At 45.6% G+C, this 22,168-nt stretch carries 17 protein-coding genes, 1 tRNA gene and 1 pseudogene; 5 read left to right on the top strand and 14 right to left on the bottom strand.

The window, feature by feature from the left end:
- Positions 1-37 precede the first annotated feature (37 nt).
- Positions 38-2,098 (bottom strand): sodium-translocating pyrophosphatase, encoded by a 2,061-nt coding sequence (locus tag ICN21_RS10965; protein ID WP_216178453.1) that lies wholly within the window; start codon positions 2,096-2,098, stop codon positions 38-40.
- A gap of 171 nt (positions 2,099-2,269) precedes the next feature.
- On the opposite strand from ICN21_RS10965, the gene ppa reads away from it, so the two are divergent.
- The 3 genes from ppa to ICN21_RS10950 all read left to right on the top strand — a co-directional run bounded on the left by ppa (position 2,270) and on the right by ICN21_RS10950 (position 4,878).
- Positions 2,270-2,806 (top strand): inorganic diphosphatase, encoded by a 537-nt coding sequence (gene ppa, locus ICN21_RS10960; RefSeq protein ID WP_215296658.1) that lies wholly within the window; start codon positions 2,270-2,272, stop codon positions 2,804-2,806.
- A gap of 43 nt (positions 2,807-2,849) precedes the next feature.
- Positions 2,850-4,469, top strand: a complete 1,620-nt coding sequence (locus ICN21_RS10955; protein ID WP_216178451.1) for an NAD+ synthase — start codon at positions 2,850-2,852, stop codon at positions 4,467-4,469.
- Between the two features lie 70 nt (positions 4,470-4,539).
- On the top strand, positions 4,540-4,878 hold the full coding sequence (locus tag ICN21_RS10950) for a P-II family nitrogen regulator (RefSeq protein ID WP_215296656.1): 339 nt from the start codon (positions 4,540-4,542) through the stop codon (positions 4,876-4,878).
- A gap of 44 nt (positions 4,879-4,922) precedes the next feature.
- Here the strand turns inward: ICN21_RS10950 and ICN21_RS10945 are convergent, their stop codons facing one another.
- Entirely contained in the window at positions 4,923-5,915 is a 993-nt protein-coding gene (locus ICN21_RS10945) for a RodZ family helix-turn-helix domain-containing protein (protein ID WP_216178450.1), read from the bottom strand.
- Between the two features lie 293 nt (positions 5,916-6,208).
- Between ICN21_RS10945 and ilvD the strand changes: the two genes are divergently transcribed.
- Entirely contained in the window at positions 6,209-7,903 is a 1,695-nt protein-coding gene (gene ilvD / locus ICN21_RS10940; RefSeq protein ID WP_216178449.1) for a dihydroxy-acid dehydratase, read from the top strand.
- Positions 7,904-7,981: 78 nt separating this feature from the next.
- Here ilvD and ICN21_RS10935 read toward each other — a convergent pair whose 3' ends face one another.
- From ICN21_RS10935 to ICN21_RS10880, 12 genes are all read right to left on the bottom strand, one after another.
- The gene (locus tag ICN21_RS10935; RefSeq protein ID WP_216178447.1) at positions 7,982-8,440 is read right to left on the bottom strand and encodes a copper chaperone PCu(A)C; all 459 of its coding nucleotides are present in this window, start codon (positions 8,438-8,440) and stop codon (positions 7,982-7,984) included.
- A 39-nt stretch (positions 8,441-8,479) separates the two neighbouring features.
- Complete coding sequence (locus tag ICN21_RS10930) at positions 8,480-8,914, bottom strand: DUF2244 domain-containing protein (RefSeq protein ID WP_216178446.1); 435 nt, start codon at positions 8,912-8,914, stop codon at positions 8,480-8,482.
- A gap of 39 nt (positions 8,915-8,953) precedes the next feature.
- On the bottom strand, positions 8,954-9,430 hold the full coding sequence (locus ICN21_RS10925; protein WP_216178445.1) for a thioredoxin-like domain-containing protein: 477 nt from the start codon (positions 9,428-9,430) through the stop codon (positions 8,954-8,956).
- Entirely contained in the window at positions 9,427-10,680 is a 1,254-nt protein-coding gene (locus ICN21_RS10920) for a sialidase family protein (protein ID WP_216178443.1), read from the bottom strand. Before ICN21_RS10920 ends, ICN21_RS10925 begins: the two co-directional genes overlap by 4 nt.
- Positions 10,680-12,788, bottom strand: coding sequence for a TonB-dependent receptor (locus ICN21_RS10915; protein WP_216178442.1), 2,109 nt, complete (start codon positions 12,786-12,788; stop codon positions 10,680-10,682). Before ICN21_RS10915 ends, ICN21_RS10920 begins: the two co-directional genes overlap by 1 nt.
- A 109-nt stretch (positions 12,789-12,897) precedes the next feature.
- A complete protein-coding gene (locus ICN21_RS10910; protein WP_216178440.1) occupies positions 12,898-13,269 on the bottom strand; it encodes a DUF2946 family protein in 372 nt (123 codons plus the stop codon).
- A gap of 95 nt (positions 13,270-13,364) precedes the next feature.
- Positions 13,365-14,864, bottom strand: coding sequence for a tripartite tricarboxylate transporter permease (locus ICN21_RS10905; RefSeq protein ID WP_215296647.1), 1,500 nt, complete (start codon positions 14,862-14,864; stop codon positions 13,365-13,367).
- Positions 14,865-14,908: 44 nt separating this feature from the next.
- Positions 14,909-15,436 carry a tripartite tricarboxylate transporter TctB family protein gene (locus ICN21_RS10900; RefSeq protein WP_215296646.1) on the bottom strand — a complete coding sequence of 176 codons (528 nt, stop codon included), beginning with the start codon at positions 15,434-15,436 and terminating at the stop codon, positions 14,909-14,911.
- Between the two features lie 82 nt (positions 15,437-15,518).
- Positions 15,519-16,517 carry a tripartite tricarboxylate transporter substrate binding protein gene (locus ICN21_RS10895; RefSeq protein ID WP_215297326.1) on the bottom strand — a complete coding sequence of 333 codons (999 nt, stop codon included), beginning with the start codon at positions 16,515-16,517 and terminating at the stop codon, positions 15,519-15,521.
- Between the two features lie 324 nt (positions 16,518-16,841).
- Positions 16,842-16,917, bottom strand: a tRNA-Thr gene (locus tag ICN21_RS10890).
- A 15-nt stretch (positions 16,918-16,932) separates the two neighbouring features.
- A complete protein-coding gene (locus ICN21_RS10885) occupies positions 16,933-17,412 on the bottom strand; it encodes a DUF1854 domain-containing protein (RefSeq protein WP_216124020.1) in 480 nt (159 codons plus the stop codon).
- On the bottom strand, positions 17,409-19,778 hold the full coding sequence (locus ICN21_RS10880; protein ID WP_216178438.1) for an ABC transporter ATP-binding protein: 2,370 nt from the start codon (positions 19,776-19,778) through the stop codon (positions 17,409-17,411). Before ICN21_RS10880 ends, ICN21_RS10885 begins: the two co-directional genes overlap by 4 nt.
- A 204-nt stretch (positions 19,779-19,982) precedes the next feature.
- Here ICN21_RS10880 and cphA point away from each other — a divergent pair.
- Positions 19,983-22,163 (top strand): annotated as a pseudogene (gene cphA, locus ICN21_RS10875) (cyanophycin synthetase); the annotation flags it as partial.
- Positions 22,164-22,168 lie beyond the last annotated feature (5 nt).

Raw genomic sequence — 22,168 nt, 5'->3', positions numbered from 1 at the left:
CTTTGGCTACTAATGCATATTACTTACTATGCATTACTTAGCGTGAGATCACTGGCAAAAGTGGCACGATGAGCAATGCCACAATGTTGATGATCTTGATTAGTGGGTTGACTGCAGGACCTGCAGTGTCTTTGTAGGGGTCGCCTACAGTGTCACCAGTCACAGCAGCTTTGTGCGCCTCAGAGCCTTTACCGCCGAAGTTACCTTCCTCGATATATTTCTTCGCATTGTCCCAAGCGCCGCCACCAGTACACATTGAGATTGCCACGAACAAACCTGTCACGATTGTGCCCATGAGCAAGCCACCCAATGCAGCAGGTCCCAGCGAGAGACCAACTACGATTGGTGCAACCACTGGCAATAATGAAGGAACGATCATCTCTTTAATCGCCGCAGAAGTGAGCATGTCTACCGCTTTACCGTACTCAGGCTTAGCGGTACCTTCCATGATCCCTGGAATATCGCGGAACTGACGACGCACTTCCTCAACAACTGCACCAGCGCAACGGCCCACTGCTTCCATCGCCATCGCCCCGAACAAGTAAGGAATCATGCCCCCAATAAAGAGACCAATGATCACCATGTGGTTTGATAGATCAAAAGAGACTTGCTGGCCGATACCTTCTAAAGCATGGGTGTAATCGGCAAAGAGGACTAATGAAGCCAAACCAGCAGAACCGATGGCGTAACCCTTAGTAACTGCTTTAGTTGTGTTACCCACTGCATCCAATGGATCAGTAATATCACGCACTGCTTGTGGCAAACCTGCCATCTCCGCAATACCACCTGCGTTATCGGTAATCGGTCCGTATGCGTCTAGTGCCACAACGATACCGGCCATCGACAACATCGAGGTAGCGGCAATCGCAATGCCATATAAACCAGCCAACCAATATGCTGCATAAATCGCTGCGCAAACAAACAAGACTGGATAAGCAGTTGACTTCATTGAGATGCCTAAGCCAGCAATGATGTTTGTGCCATGACCTTTAGTCGATGCTTCAGCAATATGCTGTACTGGCTTGAACTGAGTACCAGTGTAGTACTCGGTAATCCATACCAAAGCAGCAGTAAGCAAGAGGCCAACGATAGTTGCACCAAATAAACGCCACTGACTACCTGGAATACCCAGCGCATCATCTGGCATGATAAAGTTGGTGACAAAGTAGAAGGCAACCAGTGATAAGCCGCCCGCAATGATCAGACCTTTATACAAAGCAGGCATCACATTCTTCATACCAGGGGTTGCTTTAACAAACGAACAGCCAACGATCGAAGCAATAATCGATACGCCACCTAGCACCAATGGATAGATGATGGCTGCTACGGGAGCACCAGCGACCATCAATGAACCCAGCACCATGGTTGCAATCAATGTCACAGCATACGTTTCAAACAAGTCAGCAGCCATACCAGCACAGTCGCCAACGTTATCGCCCACGTTATCGGCAATCACTGCTGGATTACGTGGATCATCTTCCGGAATGCCTGCTTCCACTTTACCTACCAAGTCAGCACCAACGTCTGCACCTTTAGTAAAGATACCGCCACCTAAACGTGCAAAGATCGAAATCAATGAAGAGCCAAATGCCAAGCCAATGAGGGGATGCAATACTGCGGAGAGGTCTTGTCCTGCGCCAATGGAAACGAGGAACATAAAGAACAGACCAACACCCAAGAGTCCAAGACCCACTACCAACATACCGGTAATCGCGCCACCCTTAAAGGCCACGTTGAGAGCTTCATTCATACCCTTGGTTGCTGCCTCAGCAGTGCGTACGTTTGCACGAACTGACACATTCATACCAATGAAACCACATGCACCTGAGAGAACCGCGCCCACGACAAAGCCAATCGCTGTCGCAAAATCCAAAAAGAGCGCCATCAGAATGGTGAGAATCACTCCAACGATCGCAATCGTTTTATATTGGCGTGATAAGTAGGCCGCCGCACCCTGCTGGATCGCTTCCGCAATCTCTTGCATTTTGGCGTTGCCCGTACTTTGCTTCAAAATCCAGCTGCGCATCACAAAACCGTAAATCACGGCTATGACTCCGCATACCAAGGCAAAATACAAGCCTAAAGTGACATTACTCATGCTTGAACTCCCTAAATTTAATCTTTATTGTTTTTTACTACTTGCGCTTAGGTCGACCCGGTTTCTGAAAGCTTTAAACTATGTCTTTAAGCCGTAACAGTATGTAACAGAATCACCCCTGCGCCCCCTCCACAGGATCAGGGTATTTACTAATCATTATTCGGAGTATTTATGAGTCTCGACAACGTCAAGCCAGGTAAAAAGATCCCTGAAAGCTTCAACGTCATTATTGAAATCCCCATGAATGCGGATCCAATCAAATATGAAGTTGACAAGGAAAGTGGCGCCATTTTCGTTGACCGTTTTATGGGTACTGCCATGCACTATCCCTGCAATTATGGCTACATCAATAAAACCATTGCTGGCGATGGTGACCCTGTTGACGTTCTCGTGATTACTCCATTTCCACTGATTCCGGGTGTCGTGGTTGCTTGCCGCGCACTTGGTGTTTTGCAAATGGAAGATGAAGGTGGACAAGACGCTAAATTGTTGGCCGTCCCAGAAGATAAAATTTTGCCAATCTACACACACTGGCAAAAACCAGAAGATATCAACCCATTGCGCTTAAACCAAATTCAGCACTTCTTCGAGCACTATAAAGATCTCGAGCCAGGCAAGTGGGTGAAAGTAAAAGGCTGGGGTGGCGTTGCCGATGCTCATACAGAGATTCTTGAGGGCATCGATCGTTACAACAAAGAGCACGCTTAACTTAGTGTTGATTCAATTGATAGTAAAGGCTTTGTGATTCGGAGTGAGCGCACAGAAAATTGCCTTAGCCCAAATGAACCCGCTGCTGGGTGATCTGGCTGGTAACGCGCAACTGATTCACAAAGCAGCTCAAGAGGCCTTTTCTCAAGGCGCCAAGCTTGTTGTTACTCCTGAGCTTTCTCTGACCGGCTACCCCCCAGAAGATTTATTGCTCCGGCCTGCCTTCATTGAGGCCGCGCAAAAGCAGCTTGATGCTTTGGTACAAGATCTATCCCAATATCCAGATCTGACGGTCGTAGTAGGTCACCCAAAATTAACGTCAGCAGGTCTACAAAACTATGCTTCCGTTTTACGGAACGGCAAGGTCATTGCAGGCTATGCCAAACAAGAGCTACCTAATCACGAAGTCTTTGATGAGGTGCGTTACTTTGTGCCCGGTAAGCAAGCTTGTGTATTTGACTGCGCAGGCATTCAGTATGGCCTGATTCTCTGTGAAGATGCATGGCATCCAGGGCCAGCGAAACAAGCCCATGCGGCTGGCGCACACGTTTTACTCGTTCCGAATGCATCGCCCTATCACCTGAAAAAAGAGGCGCTGCGTATCGATGTATTGCGTGCTCACATTGAGCAAACCAAAATGCCTTTAGTCTATGTCAACGCCGTTGGTGGTCAAGATGAATTGGTGTTTGACGGCGGGTCTTTTGCATTAAATAGCCATGGCGAAGTGGTCATGTCTATGCCCCAGTTTGAAACTGGACTAGGTGTTGTAAATGTCAGTTCCGGAGGTGAGCTCGAAAAAGGCTCAATCTCCCCACCCCAAAGTGTTGAGGCTCAGGCTTATCAAGCCTTAGTACTGGGTGTGCGCGACTATGTGAACAAGAACCGCTTTCCTGGTGTGATTATTGGCTTATCAGGCGGCGTAGATTCCGCTCTTGTATTGGCGATTGCAGTCGATGCCCTTGGTGCAGACAAAGTGCGCGCTGTGATGATGGCATCACGCTATACCGCCGATATCTCTTGGATTGATGCCCGTGAATTAGCCCAGAATCTGAATGTTCAATACGATGAGATTCCAATTAGTGGTCCCGTTGACGCTCTTGAGCAAGCCTTAGCTGAGCAGTTCAAAGACATGCAGGTTGATGCCACAGAAGAAAACATTCAAGCGCGTGTGCGTGGCACGATGTTGATGGCACTCTCGAATAAAACGGGGCGACTCGTTCTGACTACCGGTAACAAGAGTGAAATGGCAGTGGGTTATTGCACTTTGTATGGCGACATGGCTGGTGGCTTTGCAGTGATTAAAGATATTGCTAAAACTTTGGTCTATCGTTTATGCGCTTATCGCAATAGCATCGCTCCCGTCATTCCGGAGCGCATTTTGACGCGCGCTCCTTCTGCTGAATTGCGCCCAGATCAAAAAGACCAAGACAGCCTGCCATCCTACGAGGTTTTAGATGGCATCGTTGAGCGGTATATGGAGCAAAACCAATCCATCGAGCAAATCATTGCTGCCGGCTTTGATCCAGAGAGCGTTGAAAAAGTAACGCGCCTGATCAAATTAAACGAGTACAAGCGCCGCCAGGCTCCTCCAGGGGTGCGCGTGACAACGCGCGCCTTTGGCCGCGATTGGCGCTATCCGATTACTTCTCAATTTAGAGCCTAGTCTGTCAGGAAAGTCCGAATTTGGCACTTTTTTCCAGTTCTAGGTATGATTACTGCATTAGGGGGAATACATGAAACTCATTACATCAATCATCAAACCGTTCAAACTCGATGAAGTTCGTGAAGCATTGGCCGAAGTAGGAGTTACTGGCCTAACTGTGACTGAAGTCAAGGGCTTTGGCCGTCAAAAGGGTCATACCGAACTCTACCGTGGTGCTGAGTATGTGGTCGACTTTTTGCCTAAAGTAAAGGTTGAGGCTGTGGTTGCCAGTGATCGCGTTGAGGTAGCACTTGAGGCAATCACCAAAGCTGCGCGCACAGGGAAAATTGGTGACGGGAAAATTTTTGTTACCGCGGTTGAACAAGTGATTCGTATTCGTACTGGCGAAACAAACGAATCAGCGGTTTAATCAAGACTGTCGATTGACAGCCTCAGCTTAACCACTCAACAACGTTAACGTAACTGAGAATCCAATGGAGCAGGCTGAATGATTTCAGCCTGCTCCAAAATAATAGTCTTAGCAGTGGGATTGGAAAGACGAACTTTCATTCCTTGGTAATACATATCTACTTGAGCTAAGCCAGAAGTTAAGACCTTTAAAGGTGGTTTTCCCAAAATACTAGCTCCCACTCCAGGCTCTAGAGTTTTGTTTTGCGTCTTGCCACTAGCGTCAACAACACAGACTGTTTGCGCAGTTTTAGATTGAAAAAATACAACATCCCCAGACTTTTTGGGCGCATCCGTTTTGTAGCTCACTACTGACGAATCTGCAGGCGGGCACTCCAAGGAAATTGCTGGAGCGGCCGCTGGTGCAGGAGGAGCAACAGCAAGCACAGTCGCAACAGGCTTTTCCTCTGGCTTGGCTTCAGCTACCGGCTCTGCAGGTGGATTTGCTGGAGCAACTTCTTCCAAAATCACAATCTCTTGCTTAACTGGCTCTGGGAAAAATAGTGGGCGTAGATTTACAACTGCAAAGATTAAAGTTACCGCGATGCCTAGAAGAATCAATAATTTTTTCTGAGGATTTTTTTCTTGGCCTGATGAATTCGATGAAATAGTGACGAGTTCTTTTATTTTCTCTAGCGGCTTAGCTGTTTCAGGCTTTACAGGTGATACTTTTTTTTCTACCGGTGGAGTGATTACAGCAGGAATTTCTTTCTTTTCTTCTGCTACCTTTTCAACTTCAGCTTTCTTCGCCATCGGCGCCTCACCAAAGTCAAAAGCATCTTCTAAATTGAGTTTTAATAATGCGGCAACTTTTTTTGCTGCAGTGACCTTAATTTGAAGACCATAAAAAGAACTGGATTCGCCATTTTCAATTTGCTCAATTTGGCGAACAGAAAGACAGGCCATAACCGATAAATCCTTAGCGCTTAAACCAAGACTCTCCCTGGCCTTAGAAAAAGCCTCTTTTCGTATCTCCGGAAGTTTTGCAGGATTGTCCATGGCGGAACTGTCTCACTATTTTTATCGTAGTAATTCTAATGCATTGATAAATATAATACTTTATTGAACATTGGCCTTACGCAGAAATATCAGCACGACATTTTTCAGCCCCTGAAAATCCGAAGGAAGCGGCTTTTCTAGTCAAACTTACCTGAGAGAACGAGGCTCGTTTTTTTAGTATTGCAGTGCAACATTAAGATGGGTATGCATTACCCCTTCGTGCAGCACACCCTTTAGCCCATCTCACGGCACAATAGAGTCTTTCAAAACAAACCTTTTCTGGAGTAATAAGCATGAAACGCCTCAACGAACGCTCACGTATGGTCACCGAGGGAGTCGCTCGCGCACCTAATCGCTCGATGTATTACGCCATGGGTTATCAAGAAAAGGATTTCTCCAAGCCAATGGTTGGCGTTGCGAATGGCCACTCGACGATTACTCCTTGTAATAGTGGTCTGCAAAAATTAACTGATGCGGCTGTAACTGCACTTGAAGAAGCAGGCGCAAAAGCACAAACATTTGGTACGCCCACGGTTTCTGATGGGATTGGCATGGGCACTGAAGGCATGAAATACTCGCTCGTGTCTCGCGAAGTCATTGCTGACAGTATTGAAACTTGTGTCAATGGTTTATGGCAAGACGGTGTAGTAGTGATCGGGGGTTGCGATAAGAATATGCCCGGCGGCATGATGGCTATTGCCCGCACCAATGTTCCTGCCATTTATGTATACGGTGGGACGATTAAGCCAGGTCACTACAAAGGCAAAGACCTCAATATCGTTTCTGCATTCGAAGCTGTTGGTGAATTTACTTCCGGCCGCATGAACGAAGAAGACCTGAAGGGTGTGGAACAACATGCCTGTCCAGGAAGCGGCTCTTGTGGCGGTATGTACACAGCCAATACGATGAGCTCCTCCTTTGAAGCCCTCGGTATGAGTCTGCCCTACTCTTCTACGATGGCCAACGAAGATGCAGAAAAAGTTGCAAGTGCCGCTGAATCTGCGCGCGTTTTAGTAGAGGCTATCAAGAACAATCTACGCCCACGCGACATCATTACCAAAAAATCGATTGAGAACGCAGTGAGTGTCATCATGGCAGTTGGTGGGTCCACCAATGCGGTATTGCATTTCCTCGCCATTACTAGTGCGGCTGAAATCGATTGGACGATTGATGACTTTGAACGTATTCGTAAGCGCGTTCCTGTCATTGTGGATATGAAACCATCCGGCACTTATTTGGCAACCGACTTGCACCAGGCTGGCGGCATTCCACAAGTAATGAAAATTTTGCTTGATGGTGGCTTGCTACATGGCGATTGCATGACCATTACTGGCAAAACGATTGCAGAAGTGTTGAAAGATATCCCTTCAGTGCCGCGTGCTGATCAAAAAGTGATCCGCACTTTAGACAATCCTTTGTACAAACAAGGCCACTTAGCCATTCTGAAGGGCAATATCTCTCCAGAGGGTTGCGTAGCCAAGATTACGGGTCTTAAGAACCCATCGATTACTGGCCCAGCGCGTGTATTTGATTCTGAAGACGATGCTATGGCAGCCATCATGGCGCAAAAGATCAAAGATGGTGACATCGTGATCATTCGCTATGAGGGCCCTAAAGGTGGCCCCGGAATGCGCGAGATGCTTTCCCCGACCTCTGCCTTGGTAGGTCAAGGCTTAGGTGAGTCTGTAGGCCTTATTACTGATGGTCGCTTCTCTGGTGGAACTTGGGGCATGGTCGTTGGTCACGTAGCTCCAGAAGCTTATGTGGGTGGCGTTATTGCCCTCATCCATGAAGGTGACTCTGTAACCATCGACGCTCACAAGTTACTCATTCAACTCAATGTGAGTGATGAAGAGATTACTAAACGCCGTGCAGCTTGGAAACAACCTAAGCCACGCTATACCCGTGGCCTCTTGGCAAAGTATGCAAGCCTTGCTAGCAGTGCTAGCAAAGGTGCGGTAACAGATTTGGATTTAGATCTTACTTAAGCAAACTGAATCAGCAGTCTAGTAAAAAAGCCCCTGATTTGATTCAGGGGCTTTTTAATTTCTACCACTCAGCTACTATCAATGCTTCATTGGAGCTGTAGTATTGACTGATAGCCTCACTTCGACTTCACCTGCTTTGGCAAACTTCAGTTTGACTGGAACAGTTTCACCCACAGTCAAAGGTGCTTTAATATTCATGAACATTAAATGCAGACCACCGGGTTTTAGCTCAACAGCGCCATTAGCGGGTAAAGCGATATCTTTTACTTGACGCATCCTCATCACATTGCCATCCATGGCCATCTCATGTAACTGCACTTCACCTGCAGCCGGTGAGCTAGCCGATATCAATTGATCAGCAGCCCCTTTATTTTCAATCTTCAGAAAGCCGCCAGCAACTTGTTGCCCAGGGGCAGTAGCGCGGGTATAGCCATTCTCAATCTTAATAGAGCCCACTGAAGCGTTTTGCGCAATAGCCGCGGTGCCTAAAGTAATGCCAATTGCAGCACACATGATTACGAGTAATTTTGATTTCATATTAACATCCCTCTTCTTTAAAACAGTTTTAAATTTATTCTAACGATTACCTAAATGCGCTTTCAACTCCTGCTCAAAGAGCTCAAACTGGTCTTGACGGACAAATAGTCCAATGGGCAGAGAATGATCTGAGCTTTTTAATGCCAAACGCCTGCCCTTAAAGCCCTCGCGTTCTAACCGAGTCCACAAGGTATTAAATACATGGGTTTTTAATTTGCCACCCCAACTTTGCTCAACAACCAAGACTTTGTCGTCAATAGAAATTTTTTCATAATCTAGCGCATGACGGGTGTAGATATAAAGAGCAAATGTTAAAGCCAAGATATCTAGGGAGGTAAAAATGATTACCATCCAAATACCAAGAGCCAAAAAGAATCCTGCAATTAAGAAAGAAAAAGCGCAGATAGACGCATAGAACCACCCCACTTGTTTGGGTGTCAATGAGCAATTTCGTTTCATTAACCAGGTACGCATATTTGCTGAAGCCTAATTTCTATCGGTTAATTGATTGTTCTAGTCGCCAGTAACCAGCTTGGACTGTAGTTGCTGAAAATTAATCAAACCTGTTTTACGGGAAGCCTTCCCATTTTTATCTATCAAGATTGTTGTTGGCGTCTCGCCATGCCACTTAGGATCGATCTCATAACGCAAGCGCTCATCAAAAGGCGCAGCGACATAATAATTATTCGCCTTATCCAAGCCCGCTTTGCTCAGCATTTTTTTCATTGCTTCTTGTGAAACATCATCAACCTGAATAAAAACTATTTTTGCATTCGGATTATTCTTCACGAACAGCCCCCACTGCGGCATCTCCTTGACACATGACGGGCAGGTAACCCCCCAAAAATGAATGGCGATGGGTGCGCCATTAGCACTCTTCACTAAATTAGACCATTCACCACTTTGATAAGGCTTCAGGGTTGCTTTATCAGCAAAGGCAAGGTTTATCGACCCAATAGCAATGATTAAGGCGAATAAATATCTTCTCATTTTTTTTGTCCAAGCTGAATCAATTGATACCCGTCGACTCTTGTCAGCCAAGATAAAAATACCGTATCTCCTTGATTGATCAATAAGGGGTGGTCGCTATACCCATTTGTTTTAGAAATCATCTGTGGAGTACTCCACGTTTTACCATCATCAGTAGATTGTTTCATGTAAACCAAAGCGTGAGTTCCATCAAATTCTTTCCATGCTAACCATACCTGTTGTCCCAAGGCTAAGAGATAAGGCCTAGAAACGTTCGCTCCTTCTGCTCCAATTCTGACGGGCGCAGAATAACTCAATCCTTGATTGCTAGAGTTGGCATAAAAAACACCAGAGCGCTTATTTCCCTGGGTATACCAAGCGACATGAAATTTTCCAGATCCAGAAACTGCAATTGATGGACCGTGATGCGGACAAGCATCGGTCTTCCAATCATCATCTGCGACTCGACGAATTGGCTCAGCACCTTTGGTAGCAATAACTTGGCTTGCTTGATCCCGAATACCCCCTGGGAATATAGCTCGATACACAATCACGGGTTGGTTTTGTGGATCTAGACCGCTACCAATGCGACAACATTCACAACTACTCTCATTTGCAAATTGCTCAGCTTTAAATGTTTTTCCGCCATCACTTGAAAATGAATAAGCAATTGAACCGCCTAAACGTTTAGAACCACCCTGCTTGGCAGATACTACTAGGCGCTTATCTATCCAAGAAATAAAAATAGAGTCGTCCGGCCTGATCAATACCGATGGGAAACGTTGACTAGAACTATCCTGAACCAAGGATACCGGGACAGTAAAAGATTTACCGCCATCAGTAGATCTAGCCGTATTAATCTGCGCATTCCAATTGGAGTCTTTAAAAAAGGCGTAAGCCAAAAAGACGTTGCCCTGTTTATCAGCAACAATTTGGGGGCGGGCATCGCTACCAGTATCTAATGACTTACCATGCTCTGCAATTTTGACAGTCGCTATCCATGTTTTTCCGAGATCAGATGACTGCCCTACTGATACAACTCCATTTGTAGTCCACGCTAGGAGTAATTTGCCATCAAGAGCAAAAAATGGAGTGGCTGCATTGGCGCACTCCAAACCCACTCCTTGACAAGTATTGTTTATCTTTGCTGCCACCATAGGAGATGAATGATCCATTTGGGCCTCTGCTCGACCACATACACAAAGCACTCCTATTAAGAAGGCTCTTAATGTAGTTAACCATGCCGAAGGGAAAAAATGGGATTTCATCATTAAAAGATGATACGTGCGCCAACGGTAATTGTCTGAGGCTGACCAGCAATATATTGAGAACCAGAGCCAAAGGTAATGTAATTACGATTCAACAGATTTACCGCACTTAAATAAACTGATGTATTGGGAGTCAACTCATGGTTCACCCTCGCTCCCAATACTGCATACGCCGGAATTGGCAGGGTATGGGCTGTGTCATACCAAGAATTTCCAATATAGCGCACTGAAGTCGTCAAGCTTGTTTTTGAAATGGAATAGTAAGTGATATTTGCACTTGCCATATTTCTAGGCGTACCAGCGATCTGCACGCCCGTAGGATTTAAGACTGTATCAATTGCTCCATAAGTAGAAGTTAAAACTGCCTTGGTTAAGGTATAGCTAAGATCGGTAGCCCATTTTGAGCTGACATCCCAATGTGCCTGCATCTCCAATCCAGTACTACGAAGTGATTGATCATTGCTATACGATTTAGCGCCACTACTACATACTGGAGAACAGGTACTAGCAATTTGACTACTTGAAAGGGTATAAGTAGCAATTGCGTTAGTAACATTTGCATTAAATCCAGTAACTTGAATAAATCCTGACTTCCATCGATAGTCAGATCCAATCTCATATCCAGTCATATTTTCTGGAGTTAAGAACGGATTATTACCAACATAGCTCGAGCCCGATCCATAACTGCGGATAGAGTTATTGAGACCAGGAGCATGAAATGCCTGATAAGCTGCAGCCCTAAAATCCAACTCCTTAGATGCGCGGTATAACAAACCCAGATTTGGGCTTAGTTTCGTTTTGGATTGATTGGGTACAGCCGTGCTGACCTGTGCGCCTCCCACAGCTTGCGTATAGTTCGTTGGGATCTGACTAGTCCAGTTATCTACCCTAGCCGATAAAGTTGCCTGCAGAGGAATGGCATTGAGATTTGATTTCACTTGACCTAAAAGACCTGCAAAATTTTGGGTGCCCTGTGCAACAACCTGCGAGGTCAGTGCCCCTAATTTACTGGTTTGATAATTTGCGGCACCAGGTGAGGCATAGTTATTCTGAAAATTAGATGCCGATAACTGCTTCGCATCTATGCTCATAATCACTTGATCAATTGCCTGATCCTGAAGATTTTTTGTATATTGACCCGATCCACCAACTTGATAATAGGGATTATGAAACGTAGCATTAATATAAGGATTGCTTGAGCTCACATTTTGCTGTTGCAATGTGGTGTTCTCATAATAGGCATTTACTTGAACCTGCTCGCTAGAATTTAGTCTTGTGGTTGAGCCTCCAGAAAGCGTCATCTCGTTAGTAGATTTTCTTGCAAAACTATAACCGCCCGTTGGTAGGTTTGACATTGAATGCAGACCAAGATTAAAAAAGCTATCTGTATCTAGACTGAGCTTTGCTGACCCTTGCAATCTGTAATTTGCATTTTCAGCACTTTCATTACCCATGCCCGTCTTTAACGCACTCTGCGAAGAAGGAGAGATAGTTGCAATATTCTGATATCCCTCAGTACTGAAATAATCAGCTGAAGCTCGCAATTTAAATGAGTCACTCATTGCCAACTCTTTTGACACTGCTACAGTTCCAGTGGCATAAGAACCAATACTTCCCGATATCTCCCCCTTATTTTCGCTAATAGGCTTGGTTGTAATATTAATCACGCCACCCATACCCATATTTCCATACAAACTAGAAACGCCGCCACGGATAAATTCAACATCTTGAATGGCTGACATGGGAACTAAATTCCATTGCACAGTTCCATACATAGCATCATTGGCAGGAACGCCGTCAATCAAAACCAATGTTCTAGCATTTCCCAGTCCACGAACGTTAATACTTTGACCAGTAGGATCTTTTTCATAAAAAGGTTGATCATTCAAAAAAACGCTTGATTGGTTCTTTAATACTTGGTCAATGGTTTGATCGGGCGAAATCTCCAACTCTTCCTTAGTCAAAACTGTGGTGTTCTGAGTCATATCACGCAGAAGGGTTCCTGATTTTGTTGCAGTAACAACCATATCAGCCAACTTTTGATCATAGCTAGGCGGCGGAGCAAACTGTGCTTGTGACTGGGCACTAATGACGATTGATGCCAATAACATGACAATGCATGCACTGATTTTCTTTGTGTACAACAAGGTTTACTTCTCCACACAACATGACGGCAACTTGATTGCCAACTACATAGCTAGGCTATGCCCTAAAAAGTATTTAGGCTTGTACTGGAGGTGCTGCTGAGGGAGGTGTTACCCAAACCGTGAGTGGCTTAGGTGATTGATAGAAAAGCTGAGGTAGCAACGCAACAGATGTTGGTGCTGCAAATGTGAGGCTGGTATTGAAAGCTGGGGTGATACTGTTCTGAGATACACAATATGGACAGGGCTGCGCTTGATCAGCGACCTCTTGGTCATCTGTCTGCACCTTGATTTCCATCTTGGCGCCACTAGTAGAGCAAATCTCCATCGTAAGACCTTGACCATGCTTTGCCAGCGATACCGCTTGAGAAACGGCTGGGGCAAGCGCACTCATTGCGATTGCGCTTGCAGCAATCCAGTGAATGAGGTGGTTTTTGCGGAAAATCATGTTGATGGAATTTTATCGGATTTATGACTTTTGCATGAAAAAAGGGGCTTGCGCCCCTTTTCTACTGGAAATCGCTATTTCTAGCGTATTTCTTCTTAAGCTGCTGCAGCCTTTTTCTTGCCAATCACCTTGCCAATCAATGGCCAGAAGAGAAGCACTAATGCAAGGGATGTAATGCCGCCCACCAATGCGTTAGAGAAGAAAATATCTAAGCTTCCCTGTGAGAACAACATCGACTGACGGAAAGAGTCTTCTGCGCGATCACCCAATACCAAGGCCAAAACCATTGGCGCCATTGGGTAGTCCAGTTTCTTAAAGACATAACCAACCACCCCAAAGCCGAGCATCAACCAAACGTCAAACATTGCATTGTGAACGGTATAGGCACCTACCGCACAAATCACAATAATGACTGGTGCAATGATGGAGAATGGAATTCTCAAGATAGAGGCAAACAAAGGCACACAAGTTAACACCACAAACAAGCCAGCCAAGTTACCTAAGTACATACTGGCTATCAATCCCCAAACAAAGTCTGGCTTCTCAACGAAGAGCAATGGGCCAGGTTGTAGACCCCAGATCAATAGACCACCAAGCAACACTGCTGCGGTAGGTGAACCTGGAATGCCTAAGGACAACATTGGGAGGAGCGCTGCTGTTCCTGCAGCGTGAGCTGCTGTTTCTGGCGCAACAATACCTTCCATCTTGCCAGTACCAAACTTATCACCGTCTTTAGATACGCGCTTGGCTACGCCGTAAGCCATGAAGGATGCAGGAGTTGCGCCGCCTGGAGTAATGCCCATCCAGCAACCAATCAGACAGCTGCGCAATGAAGTAGCCCAGTACTTAGGCAATTGCTTCCATGTCTCGAGCACAACCTTGCCACGAATCTTCGCTGCAGCACCTTGGAATGCCAAGCCCTCTTCCATGGAGAGGAGGATCTCACCGATACCAAACAAACCAATCACCGCGATCAAGAAGTCAAAGCCACGCATCAACTCTGGATTACCGAACGTCAAACGCAATTGACCGGTAACGGTATCCATACCAACAGTTGCTAGGGCGAAGCCGAGCATCATGGCAGAAATAGTCTTAAACGGCGAACCTTTGTTCATGCCTACGAAACTACAGAAGGTAAGCAGATAGACCGAGAAGAATTCTGGCGGACCAAATTGTAGCGCAAACTTCGCTACCAACGGCGCCAAGAAAGTAATCATCACAATTGCAAAGAAAGCGCCTACAAATGAAGATGTGAATGCAGCAGTCAGCGCCTCACCAGCTTTACCATTACGAGCCATTGGATAACCATCAAAGGTTGTCGCAACCGACCATGGTTCGCCAGGAATATTAAATAGAACCGATGTAATTGCACCGCCGAATAATGCGCCCCAATAAATACAGGAAAGCATGATGATTGCAGAGGTTGGCGGCATAGTGAAAGTCAATGGCAACAGAATCGCAATTCCGTTTGCGCCACCCAAACCTGGCAACACACCGATGATCACACCGAGCGTTACGCCAACGAGCATCAACAATAAGTTAAAGGGCGTCATTGCAACGGCAAAGCCGTTGAATAGAGCATTAATTTCTTCCAACTTGGACTCCTTCTTTTCTAATCTTTTTTAATAGTTATTCTTTTTTATTGCACGCCTACGAACTCGAGTGGATTAATCCATGAGCCATGCGGCAATGGAACTTGGAACCAGAATTCGAACATGAGGTAAAGGGCTGCACTTACTCCAATCGATACAGCAACCGCCTTCCAAATTGGGTATTTTCCTAACCACACCATAAAGATTGCGATATAGATAGCGGAAGAAACATAGATACCAATCAATTGCACACCTAGAACAAAAACAATCGCTGGTAGTAATACCGCCATGACTTGCTTGAACGGCTCTTTTTCAACAAACGTTTCTGTTTTCTTTTTCTTATTCACGATGGCGGCTTGATACAAAGTAACCGTGCTAGAAAGCATGATGATCAAGCTGATATAGAAAGGAAAGTAACCAGCCTCCGGGCCATCAGCGCCCCAACTAGCACCCAACTTAAGGCTGCCAATCATCACTGTCAAGCCTACAGCAAGAAACAAGATAGAGGTAATCACATCCATTGCTCTTATGCTAATAACTGAGTCTTGATTTGTATTATTTGTATGTTCGGACATTTTTATATTTTTATTAAGGTTAATTAATGCACTTACTCAAAAAATAGGACCCCCAATGGAGGCCCTATCAGATTTCCACAAATTACTTAGCCAAGAAGCCAGCTTCAGTCATTAATTGCTTATGCAAAGCTTCATTTAATGTCAGCCAGTTTCTAAACTCTTTACCTGTCATAAATGTCTGATTAAATGCCCCATCAGCCATGAACTTTTTCCACTCTGGTGTAGCACGTACCTTTTTAAATAAATCGATATAAAAATCAACCTGCTCTTGAGTGACGCCAGGAGCCATGAAAATACCGCGCAACATGGTGTAGTCAGTTGTTACACCTGCCTCTTTACAAGTCGGCACGTCGTACCATGATTGAGTATCGGTAATTTTTTCTTTGTATGGCATGCGGGTGTCATCAAATACGCACAATGCACGTAATTTGTTAGCACGCCACTGCGCTACCGCCTCGATTGGGTTGTTCACGGATGAATCAACGTGGTTACCAACCAGCTGAACAGCAACATCGCCACCCCCTTTGAAAGGAATGTAGGTAAATTTAGCGCCTGTTGCTTTTTCAATGGCTACGGTAATGATTTGATCTTCTTGCTTAGAACCGGTTCCGCCCATTTTGAATTTACCCGGACCAGCAGCTTTAGCAGCGTCAATATATTCTTTGGCTGTCTTATAAGGCTTTTCTGCGTTGTCCCACAACACAAACTGATCTAACGCCAACATTGCTACCGGAGTAATGTCTTGCCAATTAAATGGAACACCGGTTGCTAATGGCGTTGTAAATAAATTAGAAAGTGTGATCACAATCTTATTGGGATCACCTTTGGCTTCTTTCATTGCCAAGAAACCTTCAGCACCAGCACCAGCGCCCTTATTCACAGGGATCACCGCCTGCTTCATTAAATTATTTTTGGTGATGATTCCCTGGATCATGCGAGCCATTTGGTCAGCACCACCGCCAGGACCAGCAGGAATAATGAATTCAACTGGCTTGTTTGGTTCCCATGCTGCAAATGCAGGTGAAACACCAACTACACCGAGGGCTAAGGTGGTGGAAATCAATGCTCTCTTAAACTTCATCTTCATTAAGTATGTCTCCAAAAATGTTTACCAATTTAATTTGGCTTATTTACTTATTTAATTTGTGTGTGATTTTTAAACAAGATGTGCATGTTGAACTTGACTACCATCAATAATTTCAAAATCCTTACACATGGGCAACCTTAACATAGTGGAAACCCTGATAAATAAAGCCAAAGGCTAGGCTTAGTGTACTTACACTGCATGTTACTAATGGCATTTAATGCACAAAAAACGTACAAAAAATAAGTCTATTGATTGCAGCGGGAATTGCAATATGGGCTTGGTGAGTCTTATAGGGTTTACCCTAAATTAAATGAGGATTGGTGCCGCTTGCCGGAATCGAACTGGCGACCTTTTCATTACGAATGAACTGCTCTACCAACTGAGCTAAAGCGGCTTACCGAAATAAATTCTAGCGGAAACGGTCTAAAAGCTTTTTGCTAAGCTTGTCTAGCTGGGTAGAGTCTTTGATTAAAAACTGCAGGCCATTGGAGTCTGCAATTAACAAAGTATTACCAGCAATTCTGCGAATATCTTCTTCACCCTTCAGGCGAATGCGAGTTGGGCCTCGGTCTGTATCAATATCCCAAATACTGGGCGTAGCAAAAGTAGAGACTTTGGTAATTCTCTCAATCACTGGCATAAATTCGCGCGCAGCCAATTCTTCTTCAATCACAGCAAGCTCATCCCTTGGAATGGCAGCAACATCGGGATACCAAAATACTTCTTTACCAGACTGATCCATGATGCCCACTCCAGCACCTGGAGCCGTAATTGGAAATGCTCTTACGGGATGCACGCCAATATGCGTATTGCCCTTAGCATCTACGAAGATCATGCGACCCAGAGAATCCCGCTTTAGTTGATGTGCAGATTGATTGGCTTGCGTCATACCCCGCCCCCAATATTTTTCGCGATCTCTTGTAGTTTCTCTTCTCGTTTTTCTTCCTGCTTTTCTCGTTTACCCTCTTCTGAGCTTTCTTCCAAACTCTCTCCAATGGCGCCGCCCTCGACTAACTCTGCAGCATGACGCAACTGAGCTTGATACAAGGTGTAGTAAGCCCCTTGGGCTTCCATTAGATGCTCGTGTGATCCAATCTCCACAATCTCACCCTTATCTAATACCACGAGGCGATCTGCCTTTCTGAGTGTTGATAAACGATGTGCAATCGCAATGGTTGTGCGACCTTTAACAAGGTTATCTAAAGCGCGCTGAATTTCTTTTTCTGTAGTGGTGTCAACGGATGAAGTTGCCTCATCCAAAATCAAGATGCTTGGATTAATCAGGAGCGCACGGGCAATCGAGATGCGTTGACGCTCACCACCAGATAAAGATTGACCGCGCTCACCCACTAATGAGTCATAGCCTAGTGGTAAGCGCAGAATAAATTCATGGGCATGGGCAGCACGTGCTGCTTCAATGATTTCTTCACGAGTAGCATCAGGCTTGCCGTAAGCAATGTTCTCTGCAATCGTGCCAAAGAATAGGAATGGCTCTTGCAATACCAGGCCGATACACTTCCGATAATCGGCAATACCAATACTACGAATATCGCGCCCATCTAAGGATATAGAGCCAGAGCTCACGTCATAGAAACGGCAAATCAAATTGACCAAGGTACTCTTGCCTGAACCACTGTGACCTACTAAGCCAATCATCTCGCCTGGAGCAATATCTAAATCAATACCTTTTGTTACCGCACGATTGCCATAGCGAAAACCCACGCCGCGCATCGAGATGCGTCCACTGACAGGCCCCAGAGGTGCGGGATTAATCGGTTCAGGAACGCTCGAGACATGATCCAAAATATCAAAGATACGCTTGGCACCCGCAGCTGCTTTTTGGGTGTGCGACACAATACGACTCATTGAATCAAGTCGTACATAAAAACGGCCGATGTATGCAAGAAACGCAATCAAGACACCAACGGTGACTTTCTGATGTGCTACTTGCCAGATACCAAAGCCCCACACCACCAATAAACCAGTCTCGGTTAAGAGTGTGACGGTTGGCGAGAACAAACCCCAAACACGATTTACACGATCATTAATTTGAAGGTTGTGTTTATTGGAATCTACAAAACGCTTTAACTCACGATCTTCTTGCGCAAACGCTTTGACTACCCGAATGCCTGGGATCGTATCTGCCAAAATGTTTGTGACTTCAGACCAGATACGATCAATCTTCTCAAAGCCAAAACGCAAACGATCGCGCACAACATGAATCATCCATACAATGAATGGCAATGGCGCTAAGGTCACTAGTGCCAGCAAAGGATCAATCGAAACCAAGATAGCTGCGGTCATCGTGATCATGAGGACATCAGTCGCAAAGTCCAATGCGTATAGCGACAAGAAGACGCAGATGCGATCAGTCTCTGCGCCAATACGTGCAATCAAGTCACCAGTGCGCTTACCACCGAAGTACTCGAGCGAGAGTTTGAGTAAGTGCTCGAAAGTCGTATTGCGTAAATCTGCACCAATACGTTCACTCACTAAAGCCAGTAGATAAGTTTTCCACCAACCCAATCCCCAAGCAATGATGGCCGCGCCAAATAGCGCAAACAAATACATACTTGCTAAATGAAAATCAATGGGGTTACCACGCTCATAAGGAATCAAGACATGATCCATCAGGGGCATCGTCAAATACGGTGGAATCAGAGTTGCGCCAGTCGATAGCAGTGTCAGCACAAAACCGAGTAACAGTTGATTTTTATACGGCTTAGCAAAACGCCATAATTTGAACAAGGTCCAAGTTGATGGCGGCTTATCATCTTCAGGATCACAAGTTGGACAACCATCAGAGTTAGCCGGTTTAGGGCTCAAGCAAACAGGACAAACCTGCCTGTCATACTCACTCACATCGTCCCGACCCTGCTCAGCGCCATGGGTCAGTTTTCTGAAGCTGGACTGCAAACGCAAAACCTGAGGATTGACTGCCAAGGTGAAATACCAAATTCTTTGCAGCGCATCCGCTGTTTCGAGCTTTAAATGACCCACACCAGCATGATCGCCATGAACGAGATGCTCTCTTGAGCTAGCGGGCCAAGATTCAAACTTTGCACCATCGGTCCAAAATAAGCCTTCTTCAGTGAGCAAAAGTAGACTTCTTTCAAAGTGCAAGTCAGCACCCAAATCAAGCTCGACCCAAGCCAGTACTGCCTCTAGGCTTTGAATGGGGGATTTGTCACCCTTAAGAACGCTCAGCCAATCACTTGGTAGCACAGGGGCAAAAGGAAGGATTTCTGGCTTCATTAACCCTAAAAGTATAGTGGAGCTAGATTTTTTAGATTTATCGGTCCTGTCAACTTTCGGGGGTAGAAAACCGTTAAATTAGGCAAGTAGTCTTTTTTATGTATTTTTGCTATTTTTGTAGATTTTCAATAAAACTATAAACAGAGAGACAGTGAACAGCGCCACCTGCTAAATCCAGGCGCCAACCCCTTTGCAACACCATACATGCCCCAATTACTAGATAAATCCATCGAGATCCTGAGTGTTAAGCATCTCCGTGGCCCCAATATGTGGACTTACCATCCCGTGATTGAGGTTTGGATTGATATCGGGGATCTTGAAGACTATCCCTCTAATCTGATTCCTGGCTTTTATGACCGCCTGGTTCAAGCACTGCCCAGCTTAGTTGAACATCGTTGCAGCTACGGAGAAACCGGTGGCTTTCTCAAGCGCGTCGAAGAAGGCACTTGGCCTGCTCACATCATGGAGCACCTGACGCTCGAGTTGCAAAACCTGGCAGGCATTCCAGGTGGCTTTGGTAAAGCGCGTGATGGTGATCGCCGTGGTGTCTACAAAGTGATGGTGAGCGCGATCAATGAGGAAGTCACCCTCACTGCCCTCAAATACGCACGCGACCTCTTTCTTGCTCTTGCGCAAGACAATAAAGATTGTGTTGCTGAAGTTCAAAATATTATTGAGAGTCTGCGTGACATTGGTGATGATTTATTACTAGGACCTAGCACTGCTTGCATCGTTAATGCAGCTGAAGAGCGTGGCATTCCTTCTATCCGTCTATCGGGAGGCAATTTAGTTCAATTGGGTTACGGCGCAAAACAGCGGCGCATCTGGACTGCTGAAACAGATCAAACTAGCGCAATCGCTGAAACAATTTCCCGTGATAAAGATTTAACGAAGAGTTTGCTACGCAGCGCTGGCGTACCAACCCCAGAAGGCCGAACTGTTACTAGTCCTGATGATGCCTGGGAGGCCGCACAGGATATTGGCTTGCCAGTGGTTGTCAAACCCATCGACGGTAATCATGGTCGAGGTGTGTTTATTAATCTGTATACCCAACAAGAAATTGAAGCTGCTTACGCAGTAGCCATTGATGAGGGTAGCGAAGTATTGGTGGAGCGTCATATTGTTGGCGATGAACATCGCTTACTCGTAGTTGGTAACAAAGTTGTCGCTGCGGCAAAAGGGGAAACTGTATGGGTCACTGGCGATGGCAAACATACTGTTCAAGATCTGATTCAGATTCAGATTAATTCTGATCCCCGTCGCGGCACCGCAGAAGAACATCCACTCAATCCAGTACGTATTGATTCTGCAGTAGAACTCGAACTTGCTCGCCAACAATTAACTGGCGCTAGCATTCCAGCAACAGACCAAAAGGTATTAATTCAGAGTAACGGCAACGTGGCATTTGATGTCACTGATTTAGTTCATCCTGATGTTGCTAGTCAAGTAGCCCTAGCAGCACGAGTGGTTGGTTTAGAAATTGCAGGCGTTGATTTGGTAGCCCAAGACATTAGCCGCCCACTTGCTGAGCAGAACGCTGCCATCGTAGAAGTCAATGCTGGCCCAGGCCTCCTAATGCATCTCAAGCCTGCTAGCGGCAAACCACAACCCGTTGGTAAAGAGATTGCAAACCACCTATTTCCTCAGGGCACAGATTTCCGCATTCCACTAGTAGGCATTTGTGGCGAGAGCGGCAAAACACCCGTTGCTGAAATGATTGCTCATTTCCTCCGCCTCACAAACGTCTATGTTGGCTTGTCTTGCAGTAAAGGTTTATTTTTTGGTAGTCGCTCGATTCCAAATACCAATGCATCCAATTGGGAAAACGCACGTCGCACCCTCCTGAATCGTGCCGTAGAAGCAGCGGTGATTGAAAATAACCACCTATCTATGCTGATCGAAGGATTGGCCTATGATCGCTGCCAAGTTGGTGTCGTACTCAATGTTGATCCTAAAGCCAACTTCCCACAGTACGCTATCTATGATGAAGATCAGGTCTTTAGTATTGTGCGCACTCAAATTGATGTAGTTCTACCAACCGGTGTGGGGGTTCTAAACGCCGATGATCCAATGTGTCTGCAGATGGCTGAGCTATGTGATGGTGAGGTGATTTTCTTTAGCGAGCATTCAGATTCAGAAGTGATTAAAAACCATCTACTCAATAGTGGTCGCGTCGTACTAGTTGGCAAACAACAAATTACTTTGAAGTCTGGAAAGCTGGATCAAAAATCAATCCCCGTGCCGCGCCACTCTGAATCTAATAGCGCCATGCCATGGAAGACTATGAATCTCGGCGCTGCGATTGCTGCTGCTTGGGCATTAGACATTCCGTTTAACGTGATTGAAGCTGGCGCAGAAACCTATGTACCAGATGCTACAACTGCAATAGG

Origin of the sequence: Polynucleobacter sp. AP-Feld-500C-C5 (assembly GCF_018882265.1) — a bacterium.
Classification (GTDB): Bacteria; Pseudomonadota; Gammaproteobacteria; order Burkholderiales; family Burkholderiaceae; genus Polynucleobacter.
The sequence above is the reverse complement of the archived record's forward strand: the minus strand, read 5'-3'. Positions and strand labels throughout refer to the sequence as shown.